The following is a 24,125-nucleotide window of genomic DNA, read 5'->3' as shown; positions in this document are numbered from 1 at the left end:
CCGTTGCGGCAATCAGGGGCGCGGGAAAGCGGCTGATCTACCGTCAACCATCATAGGGAACGCTAATGCGGATCGACATCGCGTGCTCAGACACATTCAAGGCGCGCGCGAGTTGGGCCGGGTTCTGATGCCCCTTCCTCTTGAGATCATCAATCAGTTCGTGCGGCATCAAAATTGAGGCCGCAAGCTTGTTGGCCTCTGTTTCATGCTTTGGACCAATGTTCGTGTTGTGGTACTTGCCGACCGCAGTGCTTCTGTAAGCTCGGTCATCATCCAACCCGTCGCCAATCAGGTGACGATGGAGCATGTAATGGCTGATTTCGTGAGCCAACGTAAATCTCTGGCGAGTTGGCGGATCTGCTGCGTTTACGGTGATCACGCAACGGCCATCCTTCGACCGTTCAATCATTCCGGACACTTCCGCGTCGAGAAATGCATACCTAACGCCGATGCCGAGCGCCTTAGCCAAAGCCTCAACATCAACGGGAGCTTGCTTCCTGAACCTATTGATCACGCTAAGTTGCTCTGAAAGAGTCATAGCTCACCTCCACCCGACTTTTCCTGAGCTTCCGCTATCTCGTCCGCCTGCTTATCGGCTCCCGCGTTCTCAAAAAGCTCACCATACTCCTTAATTATTAACGGCATTTCCCTTTGCAAGTAGTCGTTTGCAGCCTTTTCAGCCACCTCCCGCGCCTCTTCTTCGGCATGACGCCGGGCAATGCCCCTAACGTTAAAAAAGGCCACAAAGCCACCAATCGCCAGCAAAATAGCCACGATTGCCAAGAGGACAGATACGAGATCTAAGCGCCCCAGCTGAGCCGCCATCGCAACGGCGTCAACGCTTGCGTCGTTTGCCGCCCCCGTTGCCATTTCCCCCCGCGTTATCGTCGTCGTTCCGTGGCTTTACCCACAGCAAATCCGCCACCGCTTCCTCGAATTTGAGCGGCTTTAGGCTGGTCGGCTTTTCGGCTGCCTGCTTTGTTTCTGGCTTAGATTGATCATGGCTTCAGTATACGCCAGCCAAGCCGATTCCGCCATATCCAGATCCCGCCACTAGATCAAGCCTATTTTTACCTGACTCGGTACGAAATGTTGTTGCGATGAGAACCGCTCTCGGGCAGATTTGATGCACGCGGGCGCGTAGACCCGCAATCAGGGGACGATGGAGGCCGACACGCTGTGGGCTCTAGGAGTCCCCTTTTGCCTTTTAGGAGACATCAAATGCCGCCGCCTGATATCTGCCCAGACCGCCTCGACGCACCACTCTGCGGATCTGATGAACTACCCCCGTGGCGTGCGGGGTGGGCTAGCTAGGGTCTTCGGTTGGCGCCTCGACCCTAACTAGCGGCCACAGAGTACTACCACCCGAACGGTAGGGGTTAAGATCCGCTACCGCTCGCAGCCACCGTCGGGTGACATCGGGGTGAGTCGTTTGCACCGGCTCACCCCACATCACTTAATTGGCCCCGTGGCGAAATCGGTAAACGCCCCCGATCTGGGATCGGGGTTCCTGCCAGGGAATTGTCGGTTCGAGTCCGACCGGGGCCACCAATCCAACAAACTGTTGTGTATTAGAGCCTAACGTAAATCGTAACTTACCAATCTGGCAAGAAAAAACGATCCTGAGCTTTCTTTCTGATCAACATCTTGTGCCCATGTTTCGGAAAATGCCCAACATTTTCCGGATATTGAGTGGGCAATCCGTATCCGACCAGTTTTCGCCCAAAGGTTTGCGAAGGTTATAATCGCTAGGCCGCGTTTATCAATCAAGTCTACTGGCAAAGCTCCCCTTTGCCGACAAGGAAACCTGTCAACGATATATCCGGTTCAGGCCCTCGTCAGCCCACGCCGCTGGCTGGCGGAGAGGAGACTCGGGTTCGGGAAGGTTCGGCCTACCCCCGTCCGACGAACGGCATCTTGGTGGCCATGATGGTCATGAACTGGACGTTGGTTTCGAGCGGCAGGGCGGCCATCTGCACCACCGCCTGGCCGACGTGCTCGACCGCCATGCGCGGCTCCGGCGCGATGGTGCCGTTGGCCTGGGGCACCCCTTCGGCCATGCGCGCCGTCATCGGCGTCACGGCGTTGCCGATGTCGATCTGGCCGCAGGCGATGTCGAAGGGGCGGCCGTCGAGCGAGATGGTCTTGGTGAGCCCGGTGATGGCGTGTTTGGAGGCCGTGTAGGGGGCCGAGCCGGGGCGCGGCGCGTGGGCCGAGATGGACCCGTTGTTGATGATCCGCCCGCCCATCGGCCGCTGCTCGCGCATCATGGCGAAGGCCGCCCGGGCGCACAGAAAGGCGCCGTTGAGGTTGACGTCGATCACCCCTTTCCACTGTTCCCACGTCAGGTCGCCGAACGAGATGGCCGGCGTGCCGGTGCCGGCGTTGTTGAACAGCAGATCGAGGCGCCCGAAGGTTTCCTTGGTCCTGGCGAACAACGCGTCGACCGACTTCGGATCGGAAACGTCGGTCGGCACCGCCAGGCCGCGCTTGGCCTGCGGGCCGGCCGAGGCCAGCGTCTCGGCCAGGGCGTCGTGGCGCCGGCCGGCCAGCACCACGGCGTAGCCGTCGTTGAGAAGCGCCAGGGCGACGGCGCGGCCGATGCCGGAACCGGCGCCGGTGACGATGGCGACCCGCGGGGTCTCGCTCATGGGGTGTCTCCCTCTCTCTCGCGATGAAACGCCAAGACATGTACGGGGCCGGCGGCCGTTTGTCCACCCGCGGCTGTGGGGGACGGGGCTTCACCCCCTCCCCGGCCCTTCCCCATCGAGGGGGAGGGAGAAAAAGATCGCGTTCCTTTCCCGTCGAGGGGGAGGGAGAGAAAGACGGCGTTCCCTTTCTCCTCGCGGGTGCGGGGGGCGGGGCTTCACCCCCTCCCCGGCCCTCCCCCGTCGAGGGGGGGGGAGAAAAAGACGGCGTTCCCTTTCTCCTCGCGGGTGCGGGGGGCGGGGCTTCACCCCCTCCCCGGCCCTCCCCCATCGAGGGGGAGGGAGAAAAAGATCGCGTTCCTTCCCCATCCAGGGGGAGGGAGAAAAAGATCGCGTTCCTTCCCCATCCAGGGGGAGGGAGAAAAAGATCGCGTTCCTTCCCCGTCGAGGGGAGGGAGAATAAAGACGGCGTTCCCTCCCCCTTTGCGGGGGAGGGACAGGGAGGGGGCGGAGCCGCCGAGGGTTTCGCGAATCGGCTGGCCCTTGCCCCGGCCGGCAAGGCGACTATACTGCCGGCCGCCGCCGCCGGGCCGCCGGGCCCGCGCCACGGCCCCCATTTCCGTGTCCGGCCGAACCAGAAGGCGTTCCGTCCTTGAACCTGCGCAACATCGCCATCATCGCCCACGTCGACCACGGCAAGACCACGCTGGTCGACGGCCTGCTCCGCCAGGGTGGCTCGTTCCACGCCAAGCAGCACGTGGCCGAGCGGGCCATGGATTCCCTGGACCAGGAGCGCGAGCGCGGCATCACCATCCTGTCCAAATGCACCTCCATCGAGTGGCAGGGCCATCGCATCAACGTCGTCGACACCCCCGGCCACGCCGACTTCGGCGGCGAGGTCGAGCGCATCCTCAACATGGTCGACGGCGTGCTGCTGCTGGTCGACGCCGCCGAGGGGCCGATGCCGCAGACCAAGTTCGTCACCGCCAAGGCGCTGAAGCTGGGCCTCAACCCCATCGTCGTCATCAACAAGGTGGACCGCCCCGATTCGCGGACCGAGCAGGTGCACGAGGAGGTGTTCGACCTGTTCGTCGCCCTGGAGGCCCAGGGCAAGCAGCTCGACTTCCCGGTCATCTACGCCTCGGCCAAGGAAGGCTGGGCCAGCCTGACGGCGGGCGAGACGGGAACCGACCTGACGCCGCTGCTGCACCTCATCGTCGATCACGTGCCGCCGCCCGAGGCCGAGCCCGACGGTCCCTTCCAGATGCTGGCCTCGACGCTGGAATACGACCCCTTCCTGGGCCGCGTGCTGACGGGGCGCATCCATGCCGGCTCGGTCAGCCCCAACATGACGGTCAAGGCGCTGCACCCGGACGGCCGCCTGATCGAGCAGGGGCGGCTTTCCAAGGTGCTGGTGTTCCGCGGCCTGAAGCGCATCGGCGTCGAGAAGGCCGAGGCCGGCGACATCGTGGCGCTGGCCGGATTGAGCAAGGCGACGGTGGCCGACACCATCTGCGACGCCGCCGTCAGCGAGCCGATCGCCGCCACCCCGGTCGATCCGCCGACCCTTTCCATGACCTTCTCCATCAACGATTCGCCCTATGCCGGCCAGGACGGCGACAAGGTGACGTCGCGCATGATCAGGGACCGCCTGACCCGCGAGGCCGAGGGCAACGTCGCCATCCGCGTCACCGAGACCTCCGACAAGGACGCCTTCGAGGTGGCCGGGCGCGGCGAATTGCAGCTGGGCGTGCTGATCGAGACGCTGCGCCGCGAGGGCTACGAGCTGTCGATCAGCCGGCCGCGCGTGCTCTATCGCAAGGACCCCGAGACCGGGGCGCGCCTGGAACCCATCGAGGAGGTGCAGGTCGACGTCGACGACGCCTTCGCCGGCATCGTCGTCGAGGCGCTTTCCGTGCGCCGGGCCGAGATGACCGAAATGCGCCCCTCGGGCGGCGGCAAGACCCGGCTGACCTTCCTGGCCCCGTCGCGCGGCCTGATCGGCTATTACGGCGAGTTCATGACCGAGACGCGCGGCACCGGCGTGCTCAACCGCATGTTCCACGGCTATGCCCCCTTCAAGGGGCCGGTGCCGGCCAGGCGCGTCGGCGTGCTGGTGTCGAGCGCCACCGGCACCGCCGTCACCTATGCCCTGGGCGGGCTGGAGGGCCGGGGGCCGCTGTTCGTCGAGCCGGGCACCAAGGTCTACGAGGGGATGATCGTCGGCGAGCACACCCGCGAGAACGACCTCATCGTCAACCCGCTGAAGACCAAGCACCTGACCAACATCCGCGCCGCCGGCAAGGACGACGCCATCCGCCTGAGCCCGCCCAAGCGGCTGGCGCTGGAACAGGCCGTCGCCTACATCGCCGAGGACGAGCTGGTGGAGGTGACGCCGAAATACATCCGCCTGCGCAAACGCCACCTCGACCCCCACGCCCGCAAAAAGGCCGAACGGGCGGCCGACGAATAGGCGGGGCGGTTCTTTCGCCACGGATGAACACCGACGAACACCGATGGACATGGACGATCCCTCGGCCCGTCTTCGCAGCACCGTATGCGGTCGCCTGGCCGCACTCCCCTATCGGCGTTCATCGGTGTCCATCCGTGGCTTTTCATGCTTTCCAGAGGCGCGGCGGCGGGCTAGGCTGCCGGCCATGCTCCATCTTCCCGCCGCGCCGATTCGTTGCCGTGCCGTAACGGGGTCGCGGCCGTGACCACGTGGCGCCAGTCGCTCGCCGTTTACGCCGACCGGCGCATCCTGGTGGTCCTGCTGCTGGGCTTCTCGTCGGGCCTGCCGTTGATCCTCACCGGCTCGACCCTCTCGCTGTGGCTGACCGAGGAGGGGGTGTCGCTGGCCACCATCGGCCTGTTCGCCATGGTCGGCATTCCCTACAGCTTCAAGTTCCTGTGGGCGCCGCTGGTCGACCGCGCGCCGCTGCCGCTGATGACCCGGCTGTTCGGGCGCCGCCGCGGCTGGGCGCTGGCCACCCAGGGCGCGCTGATCGCCGCCCTGCTGGCGCTGGGCGCCTGCGATCCGGCGGCCGATCCGTGGCGGGTGGCGGCGCTGGCCCTCGTCGTCTCCTTCTGCTCGGCCAGCCAGGACATCGTCATCGACGCCTACCGGGTCGAGATCCTCGAGGAACGGCAATACGGGGCGGGCGCCGCGGCCGTGCAGTTCGGCTATCGCACCGCCATGCTGGTCTCGGGGGCCGGCGCCCTGCTGCTGGCCAGCGTCATGCCGTGGTTCTGGGTCTACGCGACGATGGCCGCCCTGGTCGGCGTCGGCGTCCTGACTATCCTCTTCAGCCGCGAGCCGGCCGCTCCCGCCTCGGTCGTGAAGCCGGCGCCCGGCCTGGTGGCGTGGGCGCAGGACGCCTTCGTCGGCCCCTTCGCCGACATGCTGAAGCGCCACGGCTGGACGGTGGCGGCGATCCTCGCCTTCGTCGTGCTCTACAAGCTGGGCGACGCCATGGCCGGCGTCATGGCCAATCCGTTCTACGTCAAGATCGGCTTCACCAAGGTCGATATCGCCGAGATCTCCAAGCTCTACGGCTTCGTCGCCACCATCGCCGGCGCCGCCATGGGCGGCATCCTGGTGGCGCGCATCGGCATCGCCCGCAGCCTGCTCGTCTGCGGCGTCCTGCAGGCGGCCTCCAACCTGATGTTCGCCTGGCAGGCCCACGTCGGGGCCGACCGCCTGTGGCTGACCGCCACCATCTCCATCGAGAACGTGTCGGGCGGCATGGGCTCGGCGGCCTTCGTCGCCTACATCTCGGCCTTGTGCAGCCTGACCTACACCGGCACCCAGTATTCGCTGCTGTCCAGCCTGGCCGCCCTCGGCCGCACCGTGCTGGCCGCCCAGGGGGGGTATGTGGTGGAAGCGGTCGGCTGGATCGACTTCTTCCTTTTTTCCACGGTTGCCGCCTTGCCGGGGCTGGCGCTGCTGTTGTGGATGATGCGCCGCTTCCCGCCCGAGCGCGCGGCGGCCGCGGCCGGCAACTAGCCGGAGAAGGGCCCATGGACCCGCGTATAAGCGTGATCGTGGCCGACATCACGACGCTGGACGTCGACGCCATCGTCAACGCCGCCAACGAGTCGCTCCTGGGCGGCGGCGGGGTGGACGGCGCCATCCATCGCGCCGCCGGGCCCGGGTTGCTGGCCGAATGCCGCACCCTCGGCGGCTGCAAGACGGGCGAGGCCAGGATCACCGGCGGCTACGACCTCAAGGCCCGCCACGTCATCCACACGGTGGGTCCGGTGTGGCAGGGCGGCGGGCGCGGCGAGGACGCCCTGCTGGCCGGCTGCTATCGCCGCCCGCTGGAAATCGCCGTCGCCCATGGGCTGAAAAGCCTCGCCTTTCCGGCCATCGGCACCGGCGTCTATCGCTTTCCGGGCGAACGGGCGGCGGGGATCGCGGTGGCGACGGTCGCCGCCTTCCTGGCCGGCGACGGCACGCTGGAGCGGGTGATCTTCTGCTGCTTTTCCGCCGGATCGGCGGCGCTGCACGATGCCGCCCTGGCGGGCCGGGGCCGGGGCTAGAGCAGGGCCGCGCGGCCCCATGCGAGCAGGAAGAAGAGAAGGGCGGCCAGCGCGGCGGCCAGCGGCACCGTCACCACCCAGGCGGCGACAATGGTGCCCAGGTGCTTGCGCCGCACCAGCTTGAGCTTCTTCTTTTTCTTCTTCTTGGCGGGCGCCGCCGCGTCGCCGTCGGGGGCCTTCTCCGTGGCGGCAGCCGGCGGGGCCTTGGCGGCCGCTTCCCGGGCCATCCGACGGCGCAGGCGGTTGTGCAGGATCTCGCGCAGGAAGCCGACGCCGAAGACGCCGCCGACCGCGATGTGGGTGGAACTGACCGGCAGCCCGAGGGCCGAGGCGATGAGGACCGTGATCGCCGCCGACAGCGCGACGCAGAAGGCCCGGATCGGGTTGAGCTTGGTGATCTTTTCGCCGACCGTGCGAATGAGGCGCGGACCGAACAGCGCCAGGCCGACCGAAATGCCGAGCGCGCCGACGATCAGCACCCAGTAGGGAATCCCCACCTCGGCGGCAACGCCGCCCGCGGACAGGGCATAGACGATGGCGGCGAGTGGCCCCACCGCGTTGGCGACGTCGTTGGCGCCGTGCGCGAAAGACAAAAGCGCGGCGGCGCAGATGAGGGGGACGGAGAACAGGCCGTGCACCGCCTTCTTGCGGTTCTCCAGCCCGGCCGACTGGCGGGCGATCAGCGGGCGGGCGACCAGCCAGCCGGTCACGAAAAGGCCGACGGCGGCGCCCGCCACCGTGCCGGCCGACGGCTTCCAGACCTGGCCCAGGCCCTTGAGCAGCACGTAGGCGCCGAAGGTCGAGGCCATGACGCCGATCAGCACCGGAACCCAGCGGCGGGACGCCGCGATGCGGTCCTCCTGGAAGACGATGGTGTGGCGGATGAGCGACAGGAAGAGCGCCGCCACGGCGCCGCCCATCAGGGGCGAGATCACCCAACTGGCGGCGATCGCCCCCATGGTCGGCCAGTTGACGGCGGCCATGCCGGAGGCGGCGATGCCGGCCCCCATGACGCCGCCGACGATGGCATGCGTGGTGGAAACCGGGGCGCCGATGTAGGTGGCGAGATTGAGCCACAGGGCGGCGGCCAAAAGGGCCGCCATCATCGCCACGACGAAGACGCCGGCGTCGGCCATCGCGACGGGGTCGACGATGCCCTTGGCGATGGTCGCCACCACGTCGCCGCCGGCCAGCACGGCGCCCGCCGTCTCGAAGACGGCGGCGATGACCAGCGCGCCGGCCATGGTCACGGCCCGGGCGCCGACCGCCGGGCCCATGTTGTTGGCGACGTCGTTGGCGCCGATGTTGAGCGCCATGTAGCCGCCGACGACGCCGGCGCCGACGATGGCGGCGGCGGTGCCGCCGAAGCCGCCGGCGACCACGGCGGTGAAGGCGAGAACGGCCAGGAGAAAGGCGCCGGCCAGGCCGAGACGGACGGCGACGTGCCCTTCGGTCCCGGCCGCGCGCCGCAATCGCGAGACGTGGCGGATGGCGCTTTCGGCCGGTGGCCAGGTCGCCCAGAACGGCGTCTTCCCGGCTTCGGGAGAAGGAGCGGGCAGGATGACGATGCCTCTCGTGATGTCAATGGTCCCGGGCGCCCTGAGTAAGCGGGCGTCCGGCCGAAGACAACAGTTTTATGACGGTTTTATTGCGGTTTTTCGACAGGCGGACAAGAAAAGACCCCGGCGCCGGAGCGCCGGGGCCCAACCGGGAAAAGGCCGGAATTCAGGCGTCGTGCGCCGCCATCGCCGCCATGTTGACGATGTCGTTCACGGTGGCGCCCTGCGGCAGGATCTGCACCGGCTTCGACAGGCCGACCAGGATCGGCCCGATCACCGTGCCGCCGCCCAGCTCGTGCATCAGGCGGGTCGAGGCGTGGGCCGAATGCAGGCCGGGCATGATCAGCACGTTGGCCGGCCCCGACAGCCGGCAGAACGGATAGAGCCGCATCAGCTCGGGGTTGATCGCGACGTCGGCCCCCATCTCGCCGTCGTACTCGAAGTCCACCTTGCGCGAATCGAGCACCGCCACGGCGTCGCGCACGATGTGCGAACGGTCGATGTCGGGATTGCCGAAGTTGGAGAACGAGATCAGGGCGACGCGCGGGTCGTGCCCGAAACGCCGGGCCGCCGCCGCCGTCTGCACGGCGAAGTCGGCCAGTTGTTCGGACGTCGGCAGTTCGTGGACCGCGGTGTCGGCCAGGAAAAGGGTGCGGTTCCTGGCCAGCAGCAGGGTGAGGCCAAGGACCTCGTTGCCCGCCTTGGGGTCGAGCACGCTGCGGATGTCGGCCAGCGCGCCGTAGTAGTTGCGCGTCAGCCCGGTGACCATGGCGTCGGCGTCGCCCATCGCCACCATGCAGGCGCCGAAGATGTTGCGGTCCTGGTTCACCATGCGCTGGCAGTCGCGATAAAGCGCGCCCTTGCGCTGCAGGCGGGCGTACACGAAGTCGGTGTAGGCCTTGTTGGCCGAACTCAGGCGGGCGTTGTGGGTTTCCAGGGCCTCGTCGGAACTGAGCCCCATGCGCTCCATGGTCTGCTTGACCCGTTCCTCGCGGCCGATCAGCACCGGCGTGCCGTAGCCGGCGGTGCGGAAGGCCAGCGCGGCGCGCACGCTCTTCTCCTCCTCGCCTTCGGCGAACACCACGCGGCGCGGCTTGGCGCGCACCTGCTCGAAGATCAGGTTGAGGCTGGCCACCGACGGATCGAGGCGCGAGCGCAGTTCCGTGCGATAGGCGTCCATGTCGACGATCGGCCGCCGGGCGACGCCCGAATCCATTGCCGCCTTGGCCACCGCCGCCGGGATGTATTCGATGAGGCGCGGATCGAACGGCGACGGGATGATGTATTCCGAGCCGTAGCGCAGCTCGCGCGAATAGGCGGCGTTCACCTCGTCGGGCACGTCCTCGCGGGCCAGTTCGGCCAAGGCGTGGGCGGCGGCCAGCTTCATCTCGTCGTTGATGGTGCTGGCCCTGACGTCGAGCGCGCCGCGGAAGATGTAGGGGAAGCCCAGCACGTTGTTGACCTGGTTGGGATAGTCCGAGCGGCCGGTCGCCATGATGCAGTCGGGGCGCACCGCCTTGGCCTCCTCGGGCGCGATCTCGGGGTCGGGGTTGGCCATGGCGAAGATGATCGGCTTGTCGGCCATCTTCTTGACCATCTCCTGGGTCACCGCGCCCTTGGCCGACAGGCCGACGAAGACGTCGGCGCCTTCCATCGCCTCGGTGAGCGTGCGTGCCTTGGTCTTGTTGGCATGGGCCGATTTCCACTGGTTCATGCCCTCGGTGCGGCCCTGGTAGATGACGCCCTTGGTGTCGCACATGATGACGTTCTCGTGGCGCACGCCCAGCATCTTGAAGAGATTGGTGCAGGCCACCGCCGAGGCTCCGGCGCCGTTGACCACCAGGCGGACCTTTTTGATGTCCTTGCCGGTCAGGTGGAGCGCGTTGATGAGGCCGGCCGACGAGATGATGGCGGTGCCGTGCTGGTCGTCATGGAAGACCGGGATGTCCATCAGCTCGCGCAGGCGCTCCTCGATGATGAAGCATTCCGGCGCCTTGATGTCCTCGAGGTTGATGCCGCCGAAGGCGGGGCCGAGGAAGCGCACGCAGTTGACGAACTCGTCGACGTCCTCGGTGTCGACCTCGAGGTCGATGCCGTCGACGTCGGCGAAGCGCTTGAAGAGGACGCCCTTGCCTTCCATCACCGGCTTGCCGGCCAGCGCCCCCAGGTTGCCCAGGCCCAGGACCGCCGTGCCGTTGGAGATGACGGCCACGAAATTGCCCTTGGCGGTGTAGTCGTAGGCGAGCGACGGATCGCGCTGGATCTCCAGACAGGGCGCGGCGACGCCGGGCGAATAAAGAAGCGAGAGGTCGCGCTGGGTGGTCAGCGGCTTGGTGGCGCGGATTTCGATCTTTCCCGGACGGCCCGACGCGTGAACGACGAGCGCTTCCCGTTGCAGATCCTGTCTGGCTTTAGCGTCCATGATCTTCATCTCCCGGAACCAGTGGTGCACGTTGTTACGTACGTTTCACGATTGGGGCAGATGGGCTGCCTACCTCCTTGAAAGGCGAGACCCCGGCAACGCCAAGCGTCGCCGGGGTCCCATCCCGAGTCAGTCGAGAACTAGAACGTGCGTCTTGCCGCGCATCCTAGGCACTGTGCGGTTTACGCACGGAAGCCAACCGGGCCCGCAGTTCGAGCCGGTAGGCGTCCATGTTCTGGATGGGCTTCTGGGCGACACCGGTGTCGGCGGCGGCCTGGGCCACGGCCGGCGGCACGATCTCGATCAGGCGCGGATCGAACGGCGTCGGGATGATGTAGCCCGGGCCGAAGCTGAGCTTCTCGCCATAGGCCTTGCTCACTTCCTCCGGCACCGGCTCGCGGGCGAGCTGGGCCAGGGCGTGGGCGGCGGCCAGCTTCATCTCGTCGTTGATGGTGCTGGCGCGGCAGTCCAGGGCGCCGCGGAAGATGTAGGGGAAGCCCAACACGTTGTTGATCTGGTTCGGATAGTCCGAACGGCCGGTGGCGGTGATGGCATCCGGGCACACGGCGACCGCGTCTTCCGGGGTGATTTCCGGATCGGGATTGGCCATCGCGAAGACGATCGGCTTGGCCGCCATCGACTTGACCATCGCCTGGGACACCGCGCCCTTGACCGACAGGCCGACGAAGACATCGGCGCCGACCATGGCTTCCGCCAGGGTCCGGTGCTTGGTCTTCGTCGCGTGAATGGCCTTCCACTCGTTCATGCCCTCGGTGCGGCCCTCATAGACGACGCCCTTGGAGTCGCACATGATGACGTTCTCGTTCTTCACGCCGAGCAGCTTGAACAGCGAGGTGCACGAAATGGCCGCGGCGCCGGCGCCGTTGACCACGATCTTGACGGTCTCCAGCTTGCGGCCGGTCAGGTGGCAGGCATTGATCAGGCCGGCGGCCGAAATGATGGCGGTGCCGTGCTGGTCGTCATGGAAGACCGGAATCGGCATCAGCTTGCGCAGGCGCTGCTCGATGACGAAGCATTCGGGCGCCTTGATGTCTTCGAGGTTGATGCCGCCGAAGGTCGGGGCCAGCAGCTTGGTGGCGAGGATCAGTTCCTCGGTGTCGGTGCTGTCCAGCTCGATGTCGACGCCGTCGATGTCGGCGAAGCACTTGAAGAGGACCGCCTTGCCTTCCATCACCGGCTTGCCGGCCAGCGCGCCCAGGTTGCCGAGGCCCAACACCGCCGTGCCGTTCGAGACGACGGCCACGCGGTTGCCTTTCGCCGTGTACTTGTAGGCGAGCGAGGGGTCGCGGGCGATGGCGAGGCAGGGAGCGGCGACGCCGGGGGAATAGAGGAGAGCCAGCTCGTGCTGGTTGGTCAGCTGCTTGGTGGCCAGCAGGGCGACTTTGCCGGGCCGCCCGGAGGCGTGGAGTTCCAGCGCCTCTTCACTCAGATCGCGTTTGACTACCTTGTTCATCTCTTTTGATCTTTCTTGGTCTTTCCGGACGTTCGGAGAGTTTAAAGGGAAGAATGGGCGTGAGTATGCACATTGGCGGCGCCGCATTCCTCCAAGATGGTAGCGGAAATGGATTCTTTTTCGCCATGTGGAATTTGCACCCAGAGAATCACGCTGCCGGCGTTCAACGCCCGCGCGAAGTCGTCGGTATGGGGCGAGGATGTCACCTCGTCGAGCACCTCCTTGACGGCCATGCCGCCCACGGTCGCCCCGACCAGCCCGGCGATCAGCGCCGCCACCGAACCGCCGGCCAGGAGAATGGCGCCGGACGCGACCAGCGGAACTTCGTATTTCACCTCGCCGACCAAGGCGGTAACGGCGTCTTTCCACGGCTTGGAAGGCTTGCCGGCGGCATCCAGCGATTCGTGGGACGCCAGCACGCTGAGATCGCGCCGCTCATAGCCGGCGGCCAGCAGCGCGCGAATGGCGGCCTCGAACTGTTCGCGATCGGCGAAGACCCCGACGACCTCTCGTTTCGGCGGGTCGGACGGGTTGTTCTGGTTCATTTGCCCCTCCCATGCCGCGTGGTGTCCGGGAAGGCCTCCATTTTGCTCCAATGGCCTGCCGAATCATAGCCCCAAGCCCGGACGCCATGATATGGTTCCCCCGCCTTTCTTGCCCATCGATGCCGGACCCAGTCGGAACCGCCCGTGACTTCACCGAGCGCCAATCCCAATTGCCCCGCGCCCGCCGCCGCCGCCGATCCGGCGGCCGAGCGTTCCTCGCCGATGATGAGCCAATATCTGGCGATCAAGCGCGACTATCCGGACTGCCTGCTGTTCTATCGCATGGGCGATTTCTACGAGATGTTCTTCGAGGATGCCGTCAAGGCGTCGGCGGCGCTGGACATCACGCTGACCAAGCGCGGCAAGCACCTGGGCGACGACATCCCGATGTGCGGGGTGCCGGTGCACAGCCACGAGGCCTATCTGGTGAGGCTCATCCGCAAGGGCTTCCGGGTGGCCGTCTGCGAGCAGATCGAGGACCCCGCCGAGGCCAAGAAGCGCGGCGGCAAGGCGGTGGTGCGCCGCGACGTCATCCGCGTGGTCACCGCCGGCACGCTGACCGAGGACACGCTGCTCGACGCGCGGCGCCACAATTTCCTGGCGGCCCTGGCCGAGGCGGCCGGCGGCCTGGGTCTGGCCTGGGTCGACGTGTCGACCGGCGACTTCTTCATGCAGCCGATCGAGGCGCGCAATCTGGCGGCCGCGTTGGCCCGACTCGACGCCGGCGAGGTGCTGGTGGCCGACCGCCTGGTGGAGCGCGACGGCCTTGCCGCCGTGTGGCGCGACTGGCGCGAGCGCCTGACCCCGCTGCCGGCCAGCCGCTTCGACAGCGAGAACGGCCGCCGGCGCCTGCAGGGGCTGTTCGCGGTCGGCACGCTGGACGCCTTCGGCGCCTTCGGACGGCCCGAGCTGGCGGCCGGCGGCGCGCTGGTCGACTATGTCGAGCTGACCCAGAAGGGCCGGCTGCCCCGCCTGGCGCCGCCCCGGCGGCTGGGCGGCGGCGACGTCATGGAAATCGACGCCGCCACCCGGCGCAACCTCGAACTCGCCGAAACCCTCCTCGGGACGCGCCGCGGCAGCCTGCTGGGCGTCATCGACGGCACCGTCACCGGAGCCGGCGCCCGGCTGCTGGCCGCCCGCCTGGCGGCGCCCCTGACCGACATCGCCGCCATCGACGGCAGGCTCGACGCCGTGCAGTTCTTCGTCGAGGACGGCCAGAGGCGCGACGGCCTGATCGCCGGGCTCGGCCGCTGCCCGGACATCGAGCGGGCGCTGTCGCGCCTGACCCTGGGGCGCGGCGGCCCGCGCGACCTGGCGGCGGTGCGCGACGGGCTGGGCGAGGCCGGCGCCCTCCACGAGGCGCTGAAGGCGGCCAGCCTGGCCGGCATGCCGGCGGCGATTGCCGGCGCCGTCGCCGCGCTCGACGGCCACGCCGACCTGGTGGCCCGCCTGGCCGAGGCGCTGGCCGCCGAGGCGCCGCCGAGTTCCCGCGACGGCGGCTTCATCGCCGCCGGCTTCTCGCCGGAACTCGACGACCTGCGCACGCTGCGCGACGAAAGCCGCAAGCTGATCGCCGCTCTGCAGGATCGTTACGCTAAAGAAACTAATCTGCCGTCGCTCAAGATCCGCCACAACAACCTGCTCGGCTACTACGTCGAAATCCAGGCCCGCTACGCCGACCGCCTGCCCACCGGCGAGGGGGCGCCGTTCATCCACCGCCAGACCATGGCCAACGCCATGCGCTTCACCACGGTCGAGCTGGGCGACCTGGAAGGACGCATCGCCCGGGCGGCGGATCAGAGTCTGGCCCTGGAGTTGCGGCTGTTCGAGACCCTGGCCGGCGAGGTGACGGCGCGGGCCGAGGCGGTGGCCGCGGCGGCCCGCGCGCTGGCCGAACTCGACGTCGCCACGGCGCTGGCCCGGCTGGCCGTCGAACGGCGATTCTGCCGCCCCGTTCTGGACAATAGTTTCGATATCGAAATTAAAGCCGGCCGCCATCCGGTGGTCGAGGCGGCGCTGGCCGACGAACAGGCCGGCGGCTTCGTCGCCAACGACTGCCGACTCGGCGACGGGGCCCGTCTGTGGCTGCTGACCGGGCCCAACATGGCCGGCAAGAGCACGTTCCTGCGGCAGACCGCGCTGATCGCCGTGCTGGCCCAGATGGGCGCCTACGTGCCGGCCGAATCCTGCCGGCTGGGGGTGGTCGACCGCCTGTTCTCGCGGGTCGGCGCCGCCGACGACCTGGCGCGCGGCCGCTCGACCTTCATGGTCGAGATGGTGGAAACCGCCGCCATCCTGAACCAGGCCGGGCCGCGCGCGCTGGTCATCCTGGACGAAATCGGGCGCGGCACGGCCACCTTCGACGGCCTGTCCATCGCCTGGGCGGTGGTCGAGCACCTGCACGAGGAGAACCGCTGCCGCACGCTGTTCGCCACCCACTACCACGAGCTCACCGCGCTGGCCGCCAAGCTGCCGGGGCTGGCCTGCCACACCATGCGGGTCAAGGAATGGAAGGATGACGTCATCTTCCTGCACGAGGTGGCGCCGGGCGCCGCCGACCGCTCCTACGGCATCCACGTCGGCCGCCTGGCCGGGCTGCCCGGCGCCGTTGTCAAGCGCGCCGAACAGATCCTCGCGACGCTCGAGAAGGGCGACCAGGCCTCGGCGCTGACCCGGCTGGCCGACGACCTGCCGCTGTTCGCCGCGGCGCCGAAGGCGGGACCGGCGCCGGCCAGGCCCTCGGCGGTGGAGGCCGCGCTGGCCGGCCTCAATCCCGACGGCCTCTCCCCGCGCGAGGCGCTCGAACTCGTCTACCAGCTCAGAAGCCTGCTCGACGACGGCGCCGGGCGGTAAGCCGGGATAGCGGCCCCACCAGGCCGCCATTGCCAAGCTCACGGGTTTGACCGACGCCTCCCGCCCGTCATGGCCCGGCTCCGCCCGGGCCATCGATGGCGCCGGCGTCGGGATGCCCCGGACTGTCGCCCTACGGGATTCACACATCTCGGCTGGTAGCGAAAGCCGCATAAATTCGCCCTCTCCGCCGCACGGCGGGGGAGAGGGAGGGGACCTATCGCGCCAGCGATGGGGAGGGTGAGGTGGAGGTGCCGCCATCGTGTTCGCGGGGGGAATGCCCGAAATCCCCACCTCACCTCCCTTGATCCGGCTCCGCTGGACCGACCCTCTCCGCCCCCAGGGGGCGGAGAGGGAGATGAGCACGATGTCCGAGATGCGTGCATCCCGTAGGGACTGTCGCCGGGGCACGACGACCCGGAACGAGGCGAATCGCCGTCGGGCGGGTGCCGCGAAGGCCCTGGGCGGATCGATCGCGCCGCTTTATATAGAGGGGCATCGGATGCCGGCGCGATGGACGGCCGGCCGTACCGGAAGCCACCCACCCCAATGACCAAACGGCTCGACATCATCGATCGCGAAGCCCTGAGCGCCCAGCTCGAAGAACTGGCGTCGTGGTCGGGCGCCACCGGCAAGGCCCGCACCAGGGTGCTGGAGATCCTCAAGGAGGCGCTGACCACGGGGCGCGCCACCGTCCGCACCGCCTTCGAAAGCGAGCGGCTGCCCGGCGACGACGTGGTGGTGGCCATCGCCGAGCTGATGGACGACCTCATCGGCGCCCTTTACGACTTCACCGTCAAATACGTCTATCCGGTGGCCAACCCGACCCGCGGCGAACAGATCGCGGTGGCCGCCACCGGCGGCTACGGGCGCGGCGAGCTGGCCCCCTTCTCGGACATCGACCTGATGTTCCTGATGCCCTACAAGCGCACCGCCTATGCCGAGCAGATCGCCGAGTACATGCTCTACACGCTGTGGGATCTCGGCCTCAAGGTGGGCCACGCGACGCGCTCCATCGAGGACTGCGTGCGCCTTGCCAAGAGCGACCTGACGATCCGCACCAGCCTGCTCGATTCGCGCTTCCTGTGGGGCGACAAGGCGCTGTTCGCCAAATTCGAGAAAAGCTTCCACGCCGAGGTGGTGGCGCCCTTCGGCGCCGCCTTCGTCGAGGAGAAGCTGTCCGAGCGCGACGCCCGCCACGACCGCATGGGCGACAGCCGCTACGTGCTGGAGCCCAACGTCAAGGAGGGCAAGGGCGGCCTCAGGGACCTCCAGACGCTGTTCTGGATCGCCAAGTTCCTCTATGGCGTCGATCACGTGCGCGACCTCGTCAAGCGCGGCGCGCTGACCGCCGCGGACGCCCGGCGCTTTCGCAAGGCGCGCAATTTCCTGTGGACGGTGCGCTGCCATCTCCACTATCTGGCCGGCCGGCCGGAGGAGCGCGTCGCCTTCAACGTGCAGAGCGCCATCGCCGAACGCATGGGCTATGCCGACCGCGCCGGGGCGCGCGGCGTCGAGCGCTTCATGAAGCACTACTTCCTGGTCGCCAAGGACGTCGGCGACCTGACGCGCATCCTGTGCGCGGTGTGGGAGGACGAACACAAGAAGACCCGCCGCCGCTTCCGCCTGCTCGCCGGTCTGCGCCTCGGCCGCCGCTCGCCGGACGGCTTCGCGGTCGACGGTGAGCGCCTGACGGTGGCCGACGACGGCGCCTTCAAGCGCGACCCGGTGAAACTGATCCGGCTGTTCCACGAGGCGCAGCGCGGCAACCTCGACATCCATCCCAAGGCCCTGCGGCTGGTCACCCAGAACCTCGGCCTGATCGACGCCAAGCTCAGGGCCGACCCCGAGGCCAACCGGCTGTTCATGGAGATGCTCACCGAGGGGCGCGACCCCGAGACCGCGCTCAAGCGCTTGAACGAGGCCGGCGTCTTCGGCCGCTTCATTCCCGACTTCGGCCGCGTCGTCGCCCAGATGCAGTACGACATGTACCACGTCTATACGGTCGACGAGCACACCATCCGGGCGATCGGCATCCTGAACGCCATCGAGAAGGGCGAACTGGCCAGCCTGCATCCGGTCGCCACCTCGGTGATCGGCGAGGTGCAGTCGCGCCGGGCGCTTTATGTCGCGCTGCTGCTGCACGACGTCGCCAAGGGCCGCGGCGGCGACCATTCCGAAATCGGCGCCCGCGTCGCCCGCAAGCTGGGCCCGCGCCTCGGCCTCGACGCCTGGGAGACGGAGACCGCCTCGTGGCTGATCCTCCAGCACCTGACCATGAGCCGCACGGCCTTCAAGCGCGACATCGACGACCCGAAGACGGTGGCCGACTTCGTCGAGGCCGTGCAGTCGCCCGAGCGCCTGCGCATGCTGCTGGTGCTCACCGTCGCCGACATCCGCGCCGTCGGCCCCGACGTCTGGAACGGCTGGAAGGCGACGCTGCTGCGCGAGCTTTACTACCGGGCCGCCGAGCTGATGACCGGCGGCCTGCCGGCCGAACGGCGGGGCGCCCGCGTCGAGGAGGCGAAGGCCGCGCTGGCCGCCCGCCTCGCCGACTGGAGCCCGGCCGAGATCGCCGACCACCTGGCGCGCGGCTATTCCGGCTACTGGCTGGCCTTCGACACCGACGCCCAGTTCGAGCACGCGCGCATGATCCGCGCCGCCGAGGCCGAGGGGCGGGCCCTGCACATCGAGACGCGCATCGACGCCGGGCGCGACGTCACCGAAATCGTCATCTACGCTCCCGACCACGCCGGCCTGTTCTCGCAGATCGCCGGCGCCATGGCGCTTTCCGGGGCCTCCATCGTCGATGCCAAGATCGTGACGCTGACCAACGGCATGGCACTCGACACCTTCGGCATCCAGGATTCGAAGGGCGGCCCGTTCAGCGACCCCAGGGCCCTGAAGATCCTGCAGGGGCGCATCACCGAGGCCATCTCGGGGCGCCTCTACCTGGCCCGCGAGCTGGAGGCGCAGCGGGCCTCGGCCCTGCCCAGCCGCACCCGGGTGTTCACCGTCGCCCCGCATGTCGTCATCGACAACAAGGCCAGCAACCAGCACACCCTGATCGAGGTCAACGGCCGCGACCGGCTGGGCTTTCTCTACGACGTCACGGCGGCGCTCACCGCGTTGGGCCTGCAGATCGCCAGCGCCCACATCAGCACCTATGGCGAGCGGGTGGTCGACGTCTTCTACGTCAAGGACGTGTTCGGGCTGAAGGTCGAACGCGAAGGCAAGCTCAAGGAGATCGAGCAGCGCCTGCGCGAGGCGATCGCGCCGCCGCCGGCCGACACCGCCGAACCCAAGGCCGAGGCCGCCGCCGGCTGACCGGCGGCCGGGCCGTCGTTTTGCCGCCTCTTTCGCGCCTTTCCGCCGCCGCAAAAACCGGCTAGTACTCGAATCGACGATGGGCGGATCGCCCCCCTCCCTATCCCTCCCCCGCAAAGGGGGGAGGGAACGATGAAGCGGGACGAGGGACCATCTCCCTCCCCCTCGACGGGGGAGGGGTGGGGAGGGGGTGACCTCTCTTCGTCGGGACTCGATCGGTGGAACCCAGGAAGCCATGAATCTGCTGCGCGCCATCACCACCGTCGGCGGCTATACCATGGTCAGCCGCGTCGCCGGCCTTGTGCGCGACGTCCTGATCGCCGCCGTTCTTGGCGCGGGCACCGTGGCCGACTGCTATTTCGTGGCGCTGCGGCTGCCCAACCTGTTCCGCCGGCTGTTCGCCGAGGGGGCCTTTTCCGCCGCCTTCGTGCCGATCTTCTCCGGCCTGGTCGAAACCGAGGGCAAGGCGGCGGCCAAGGCGTTCGCGGACGAGGCCTTTTCGGTGCTGGCCCTCGTGCTTCTCGCCTTCACGCTGCTGTTCGAGGCGGCCATGCCGTGGGCGATGTATGGCCTCGCCCCCGGCTTCGACGCGGTGCCCGGCAAGATGGAGCTGGCCACCGAGCTGTCGCGCATCAGCTTTCCCTACCTGCTGTTCATCTCGCTGGTCTCGCTGCAATCGGGCGTGCTCAACTCGCTCGGCCGCTTCGCCGCCGCCGCCGCCGCGCCGATCCTGCTCAACCTCACGCTGATCGCCGCCGTCCTCGTTTTCGGCCGCTCCGCCGAAGCGGCCGGCCATGCCCTGGCGTGGGCGCTGTCGGCGGCCGGCGTCATCCAGTTCGCCTGGCTGGCCCATCATTGCAAGCGGGCCGGCCTGCCGGTCGCCCTGGCGCGGCCGCGCCTGTCGCCCGGGGTCAGGCAGCTCGGCCGGCGCATCGGACCGGTGGTATTCGGGGCCAGCCTCTATCAGATCAACCAGCTGATCGGCACCATTCTGGCCTCGCTGCTGGCCGAGGGCGCCATCTCGTACCTGTCCTACGCCGACCGCGTCGCCCAGGTGCCGTTCGGCGTCATCGGGGTGGCGGTGGGAACCGCGCTGCTGCCCATGCTGTCGCGCCAGATCAAGGCCGGCAACGGCGAGGCGGCGCTGGCCACCCAGAACCGCGGGCTGGAGTTCGCCCTGCTGCTGACCCTGCCGGCGGCCGCCGCGCTGGTCGTCATCGCCGGGCCGATCATCGCCGTACTGTTCGAGCGCGGCCAGTTCACCGCCGCCGACACGGCGGCCACCGCGGCGACGCTCGCCGCCTATGCCGCCGGCCTGCCGGCCTACGTGCTGGTCCGCGTGCTGGCGCCCGGCTTCTTCGCCCGCGACGACACGGCGACGCCGGTGCGCATCGCCGCCGCCGCGATGGCCGCCAACATCGTGCTCAACGTCGTCCTCATGCAGGTGTGGGCCTACGTGGGAATCGCGCTGGCCGGCGCGCTGGCCGCCTGGCTGAACGCCGGCCTGCTGTGGCTGGTCCTGCACCGCCGCGGCTTCCTCAGGCTGGACGCCCGGCTCAGCCGCCGGCTGCCGCGCATCGTGCTGGCCTCCGCCCTGATGGCCGGCGTCCTCTTCCTCGGCGGCCTCGCGCTCGAGGGCGCGCTGGCCGGTTCGATGCCGGCCCGCATCGCCGCGTTGGCCGCCCTGGTGGCCGCCGGATTGGCCGCCTTCGGCGTCTTCGCCCAGGCGACCGGCGCCGCCGCCCTTGCCGACGTCAGGCGCATGCTGCGCAAGGACGCGGCTTGACCCGACCGCCCCGACGGGCCATAACGACGGCCGTTTTCTTAGGGAACATTGCAGAGCAAGCAAGAATGAATCGGATCTTCTCGGGCGTTCAGCCCACCGGCAATCTGCATCTCGGCAACTATCTGGGCGCCATCCGCAACTGGGTGCGCCTGCAGACCGACTACGAATGCATCTTCTGCGTCGTCGACATGCACGCGATCACCATGTGGCAGGAACCCACGCAGTTGCGGTCCCACATCCGCGAGGTGGCCGCCGCCTTCATCGCCGCCGGGATCGACCCGAACAAGCACATCCTGTTCAACCAGAGCCAGGTTCCGGCCCATGCCGAGCTGGCCTGGATCTTCAACTGCGTGGCCCGCATGGGCTGGCTCAACCGCATGACCCAGTTCAAGGAGAAAGCCGGCAAGGATCGCGAGAACGCCTCGGTCGGGCTGTTCGCCTATCCCAACCTGATGAGCGCCGACATCCTGCTCTACAAGGCCACCCACGTGCCGGTCGGCGAGGACCAGAAGCAGCACTTGGAACTGGCCCGCGACACCGCGCAGAAGTTCAACGGCGACTATGGCGTCGACTTCTTCCCGCTGCCCGAGCCGCTGATCTTCGGCACCGCGGCGCGCGTCATGAACCTGCGCGACGGCACCAAGAAGATGAGCAAGTCCGACCCCTCGGACTACTCGCGCATCAACATGACCGACGACGCCGACGCCATCGCGCTGAAGATCCGCAAGGCCAAGACCGACCCCGAGCCGCTGCCCGCGACGCTGGCCGGCCTCGAGGGACGGCCGGAGGCGGCCAACCTGATGGGCATCTACGCCGGCCTCGCCGATCTGACGCTGGATCAGGTGTGCGCCCGCTTCGGCGGCCGGCCCTTCTCGGACTTCAAGAAGGAGCTGGCCGACCTCGCGGTTTCGGTGCTGACCCCCATCCAGGACGAGATGCGGCGTCTCTTGGCCGATACCGGCGCCGTCGACGCCGCGCTGCGCGACGGCGCCGGGCGGGCCCGCGCGCTGGCCGCTCCCATCCTGCGCGAGGTCCAAGACATCGTCGGCTTCGTGCGCCCCTGAACGCCGCCTCCGCCCTCCGATGGGCCGGCGCGCTTGATTGAGCGCCGCGAAGAACCCATCTTCGGGGGATGGCGCGTCCATGAATAAGGACAAAAAGGAACTCCCGATGTTTATCCAGACGGAAACCACACCCAATCCGGCGACGCTCAAGTTTCTTCCCGGGTGCGAGGTGATGAAGGAAGGCACGGCCAACTTCACCGGCGCAGAGGCTGCCCAGCGGTCGCCCCTGGCCACCCGGCTGTTTGCCATCGGCGGTGTCACCGGTGTTTTCCTCGGGACCGATTTCGTGACCGTGACCAAGGCGGCGGAGCAGGACTGGACGGCGATGAAGCCGATCATCCTTGCCGCCGTCATGGAGCACTTCACCTCCGGCCAGCCGGTCATCGAGGCGGGCGGCGAGGAGGCGGCCGGCGGCGAGGTGGACGACGAAACCACCGCCCAGATCAAGGACCTGCTGGACACCCGGGTGCGCCCGGCGGTGGCCCAGGACGGCGGCGACATCATCTTCCGCGGCTTCAAGAACGGCATCGTCTATCTGCACATGCAGGGCGCCTGCTCGGGATGCCCGAGCTCGACCGCCACGCTCAAGCACGGCATCGAAAACATGCTGCGCTACTACATCCCGCAGGTCATGGAAGTCAGGGCCGTCGACTAGCCGGCCGGGCCTGTGGAAAAAAACGACTCGCGAAGACCCGCGCCTCCACCTACACTTTACTGGGGAGACTAGGGACGCCGCCCGGCCAAGAATTGGCGCGCGATGGGCGGTTGGAGACCGGGCACTTAGACAGCTCTACGAGGGGGAACCGGCCGGTTGGCCGGGCAGTGCGGCAATGACATACTTCGAGCGATGCGCGGTGGCGCTACTCGGCGCGATGATTGTCGTGCTTATCGGGGCGGCCGTGCATATACCGCTGGACATCAGGACGGTGGCGCCCAAGGCGACCTTCCTCGACGCCGCCTCGGCGCCGATTCCGCCCCGCTACGACTTCCGCCTCGACGATTTCGGCGGTCAGGCCGCCGCCGTCCCCGAGGCCAAGCCGGTCCAGCCCAGGGACACCGTCGAGACGGTGTTCACCACGTTCGCCGAAATGGGCTATCACCTGGATGCGGTGCTGTCGGGCCGCGACCCGGTGCCACGGCTCATCCTGGCCAGCATTCCCGCCGGCCTCGAGGATGTCGCCGAGGCCAAGGTCCGCAAAGCCCTTTTCGTGCAAACCGTCCTTCCGCTGGTCCTCAAGGTCAACGAAGAGATCCTCAAGGACCGCCAGCGTCTCTGGAAAATCCGCGTCGCCAAGGCCTCGGGGCGCAAACTGGACGCCCTCGACCGCCTGTGGATCGCCGTCGCTTCCGACCGCTACAAGGTCGGCCGCGGCGACCTCGACGCCCTGCTTGCCCGCATCGACATCGTGCCGCCGTCCATCGCGCTGGCCCAGGCGGCCGAGGAAAGCGGCTGGGGCACCTCGCGGTTCGCCCGCGAAGGCAACGCCATTTTCGGCCAGTGGACATTCTCGCCGCGCAGTCGCGGCCTGACGCCCCGCGAGCGCGCCGAAGGCCAGAAGCACCGCATCCGCACGTTCGAGAACCTGCTCGAATCGGTGCGCGCCTATGCGCTCAATCTCAACACGCACAGCGCCTACCGCGACTTCCGTCGCGTCCGGGCCAGCCTGCGTGGCGAGGGCCGGCCGTTGACCGGAATGCCGCTGCTGCCGACCCTGACCGCCTATTCGGAGCGGGGCGTCGACTATCTCAGGAATCTGCACCAGATCATGACGATCAACGATCTGGACCGGGCCGACGAGGTCCGCCTGCGCGACCACGAGGACAGCGGCCTGCAGGTCGCCGGGGACGAACCGGCGGCGCCGAAGGACATGCAGACGGCCGGGAGCGACGGAACCATCTGACGGCGTC

15 protein-coding genes, 1 tRNA gene and 1 pseudogene are annotated in these 24,125 nt (G+C 68.1%); 10 read left to right on the top strand and 7 right to left on the bottom strand.

The window, feature by feature from the left end; all coding sequences use genetic code 11:
- Nucleotides 1-43: 43 nt before the first annotated feature.
- Together ODR01_RS02065 and ODR01_RS02060 are read right to left on the bottom strand one after the other, a co-directional pair.
- Entirely contained in the window at nt 44-538 is a 495-nt protein-coding gene (locus tag ODR01_RS02065) for an ImmA/IrrE family metallo-endopeptidase (RefSeq protein ID WP_316975925.1), read from the bottom strand.
- Entirely contained in the window at nt 535-825 is a 291-nt protein-coding gene (locus ODR01_RS02060; RefSeq protein WP_316975924.1) for a hypothetical protein, read from the bottom strand. The genes ODR01_RS02065 and ODR01_RS02060 overlap by 4 nt, the downstream gene beginning before the upstream one ends.
- A gap of 637 nt (nt 826-1,462) precedes the next feature.
- On the opposite strand from ODR01_RS02060, the gene ODR01_RS02055 reads away from it, so the two are divergent.
- Nucleotides 1,463-1,551: transfer RNA gene (locus tag ODR01_RS02055), tRNA-Pro, on the top strand.
- 341 nt (nt 1,552-1,892) lie between these two features.
- Here ODR01_RS02055 and ODR01_RS02050 read toward each other — a convergent pair.
- A complete protein-coding gene (locus tag ODR01_RS02050; RefSeq protein WP_316975923.1) occupies nt 1,893-2,651 on the bottom strand; it encodes an SDR family oxidoreductase in 759 nt (252 codons plus the stop codon).
- A 649-nt stretch (nt 2,652-3,300) separates the two neighbouring features.
- On the opposite strand from ODR01_RS02050, the gene typA reads away from it, so the two are divergent.
- The 3 genes from typA (at nt 3,301) to ODR01_RS02035 (ending at nt 7,190) form a co-directional block, all read left to right on the top strand.
- Nucleotides 3,301-5,121, top strand: coding sequence for a translational GTPase TypA (typA, locus tag ODR01_RS02045; RefSeq protein ID WP_316975922.1), 1,821 nt, complete (start codon nt 3,301-3,303; stop codon nt 5,119-5,121).
- 240 nt (nt 5,122-5,361) lie between these two features.
- The gene (locus ODR01_RS02040) at nt 5,362-6,654 is read left to right on the top strand and encodes an AmpG family muropeptide MFS transporter (RefSeq protein ID WP_316975921.1); all 1,293 of its coding nucleotides are present in this window, start codon (nt 5,362-5,364) and stop codon (nt 6,652-6,654) included.
- Between the two features lie 14 nt (nt 6,655-6,668).
- Entirely contained in the window at nt 6,669-7,190 is a 522-nt protein-coding gene (locus ODR01_RS02035; protein WP_316975920.1) for an O-acetyl-ADP-ribose deacetylase, read from the top strand.
- On the opposite strand, the gene ODR01_RS02030 is transcribed toward ODR01_RS02035, so the two are convergent.
- The 4 genes and pseudogenes from ODR01_RS02030 to ODR01_RS02015 form a co-directional block, all read right to left on the bottom strand.
- A complete protein-coding gene (locus ODR01_RS02030) occupies nt 7,187-8,662 on the bottom strand; it encodes an inorganic phosphate transporter (RefSeq protein ID WP_316975919.1) in 1,476 nt (491 codons plus the stop codon). The two genes, ODR01_RS02035 and ODR01_RS02030, sit on opposite strands and share 4 nt — an antisense overlap.
- Before the next feature lie 253 nt (nt 8,663-8,915).
- A complete protein-coding gene (locus ODR01_RS02025; RefSeq protein WP_316975918.1) occupies nt 8,916-11,171 on the bottom strand; it encodes an NADP-dependent malic enzyme in 2,256 nt (751 codons plus the stop codon).
- A 196-nt stretch (nt 11,172-11,367) separates the two neighbouring features.
- Nucleotides 11,368-12,645 (bottom strand): annotated as a pseudogene (locus ODR01_RS02020) (malic enzyme-like NAD(P)-binding protein); the annotation flags it as partial.
- Between the two features lie 41 nt (nt 12,646-12,686).
- Entirely contained in the window at nt 12,687-13,190 is a 504-nt protein-coding gene (locus tag ODR01_RS02015; protein WP_316975917.1) for a hypothetical protein, read from the bottom strand.
- A 222-nt stretch (nt 13,191-13,412) separates the two neighbouring features.
- Here ODR01_RS02015 and mutS point away from each other — a divergent pair, with 222 nt between their 5' ends.
- The 6 genes from mutS (at nt 13,413) to ODR01_RS01985 (ending at nt 24,118) form a co-directional block, all read left to right on the top strand.
- The gene (gene mutS / locus ODR01_RS02010; RefSeq protein ID WP_316976206.1) at nt 13,413-16,043 is read left to right on the top strand and encodes a DNA mismatch repair protein MutS; all 2,631 of its coding nucleotides are present in this window, start codon (nt 13,413-13,415) and stop codon (nt 16,041-16,043) included.
- Nucleotides 16,044-16,589: 546 nt separating this feature from the next.
- Nucleotides 16,590-19,367, top strand: coding sequence for a [protein-PII] uridylyltransferase (locus tag ODR01_RS02005; protein ID WP_316975916.1), 2,778 nt, complete (start codon nt 16,590-16,592; stop codon nt 19,365-19,367).
- 235 nt (nt 19,368-19,602) lie between these two features.
- A complete protein-coding gene (murJ, locus tag ODR01_RS02000) occupies nt 19,603-21,153 on the top strand; it encodes a murein biosynthesis integral membrane protein MurJ (protein ID WP_316975915.1) in 1,551 nt (516 codons plus the stop codon).
- A gap of 65 nt (nt 21,154-21,218) precedes the next feature.
- Entirely contained in the window at nt 21,219-22,217 is a 999-nt protein-coding gene (gene trpS, locus ODR01_RS01995) for a tryptophan--tRNA ligase (protein ID WP_316975914.1), read from the top strand.
- A gap of 106 nt (nt 22,218-22,323) precedes the next feature.
- The gene (locus tag ODR01_RS01990) at nt 22,324-22,872 is read left to right on the top strand and encodes a NifU family protein (protein WP_316975913.1); all 549 of its coding nucleotides are present in this window, start codon (nt 22,324-22,326) and stop codon (nt 22,870-22,872) included.
- A gap of 175 nt (nt 22,873-23,047) precedes the next feature.
- On the top strand, nt 23,048-24,118 hold the full coding sequence (locus ODR01_RS01985) for a glucosaminidase domain-containing protein (RefSeq protein ID WP_316975912.1): 1,071 nt from the start codon (nt 23,048-23,050) through the stop codon (nt 24,116-24,118).
- The last annotated feature ends 7 nt before the right edge of the window (nt 24,119-24,125 follow it).

The sequence above is a fragment of the Shumkonia mesophila genome, assembly GCF_026163695.1.
GTDB lineage: Bacteria > Pseudomonadota > Alphaproteobacteria > Rhodospirillales > Shumkoniaceae > Shumkonia > Shumkonia mesophila.
This window is presented reverse-complemented; position numbering and strand designations above follow the sequence as displayed.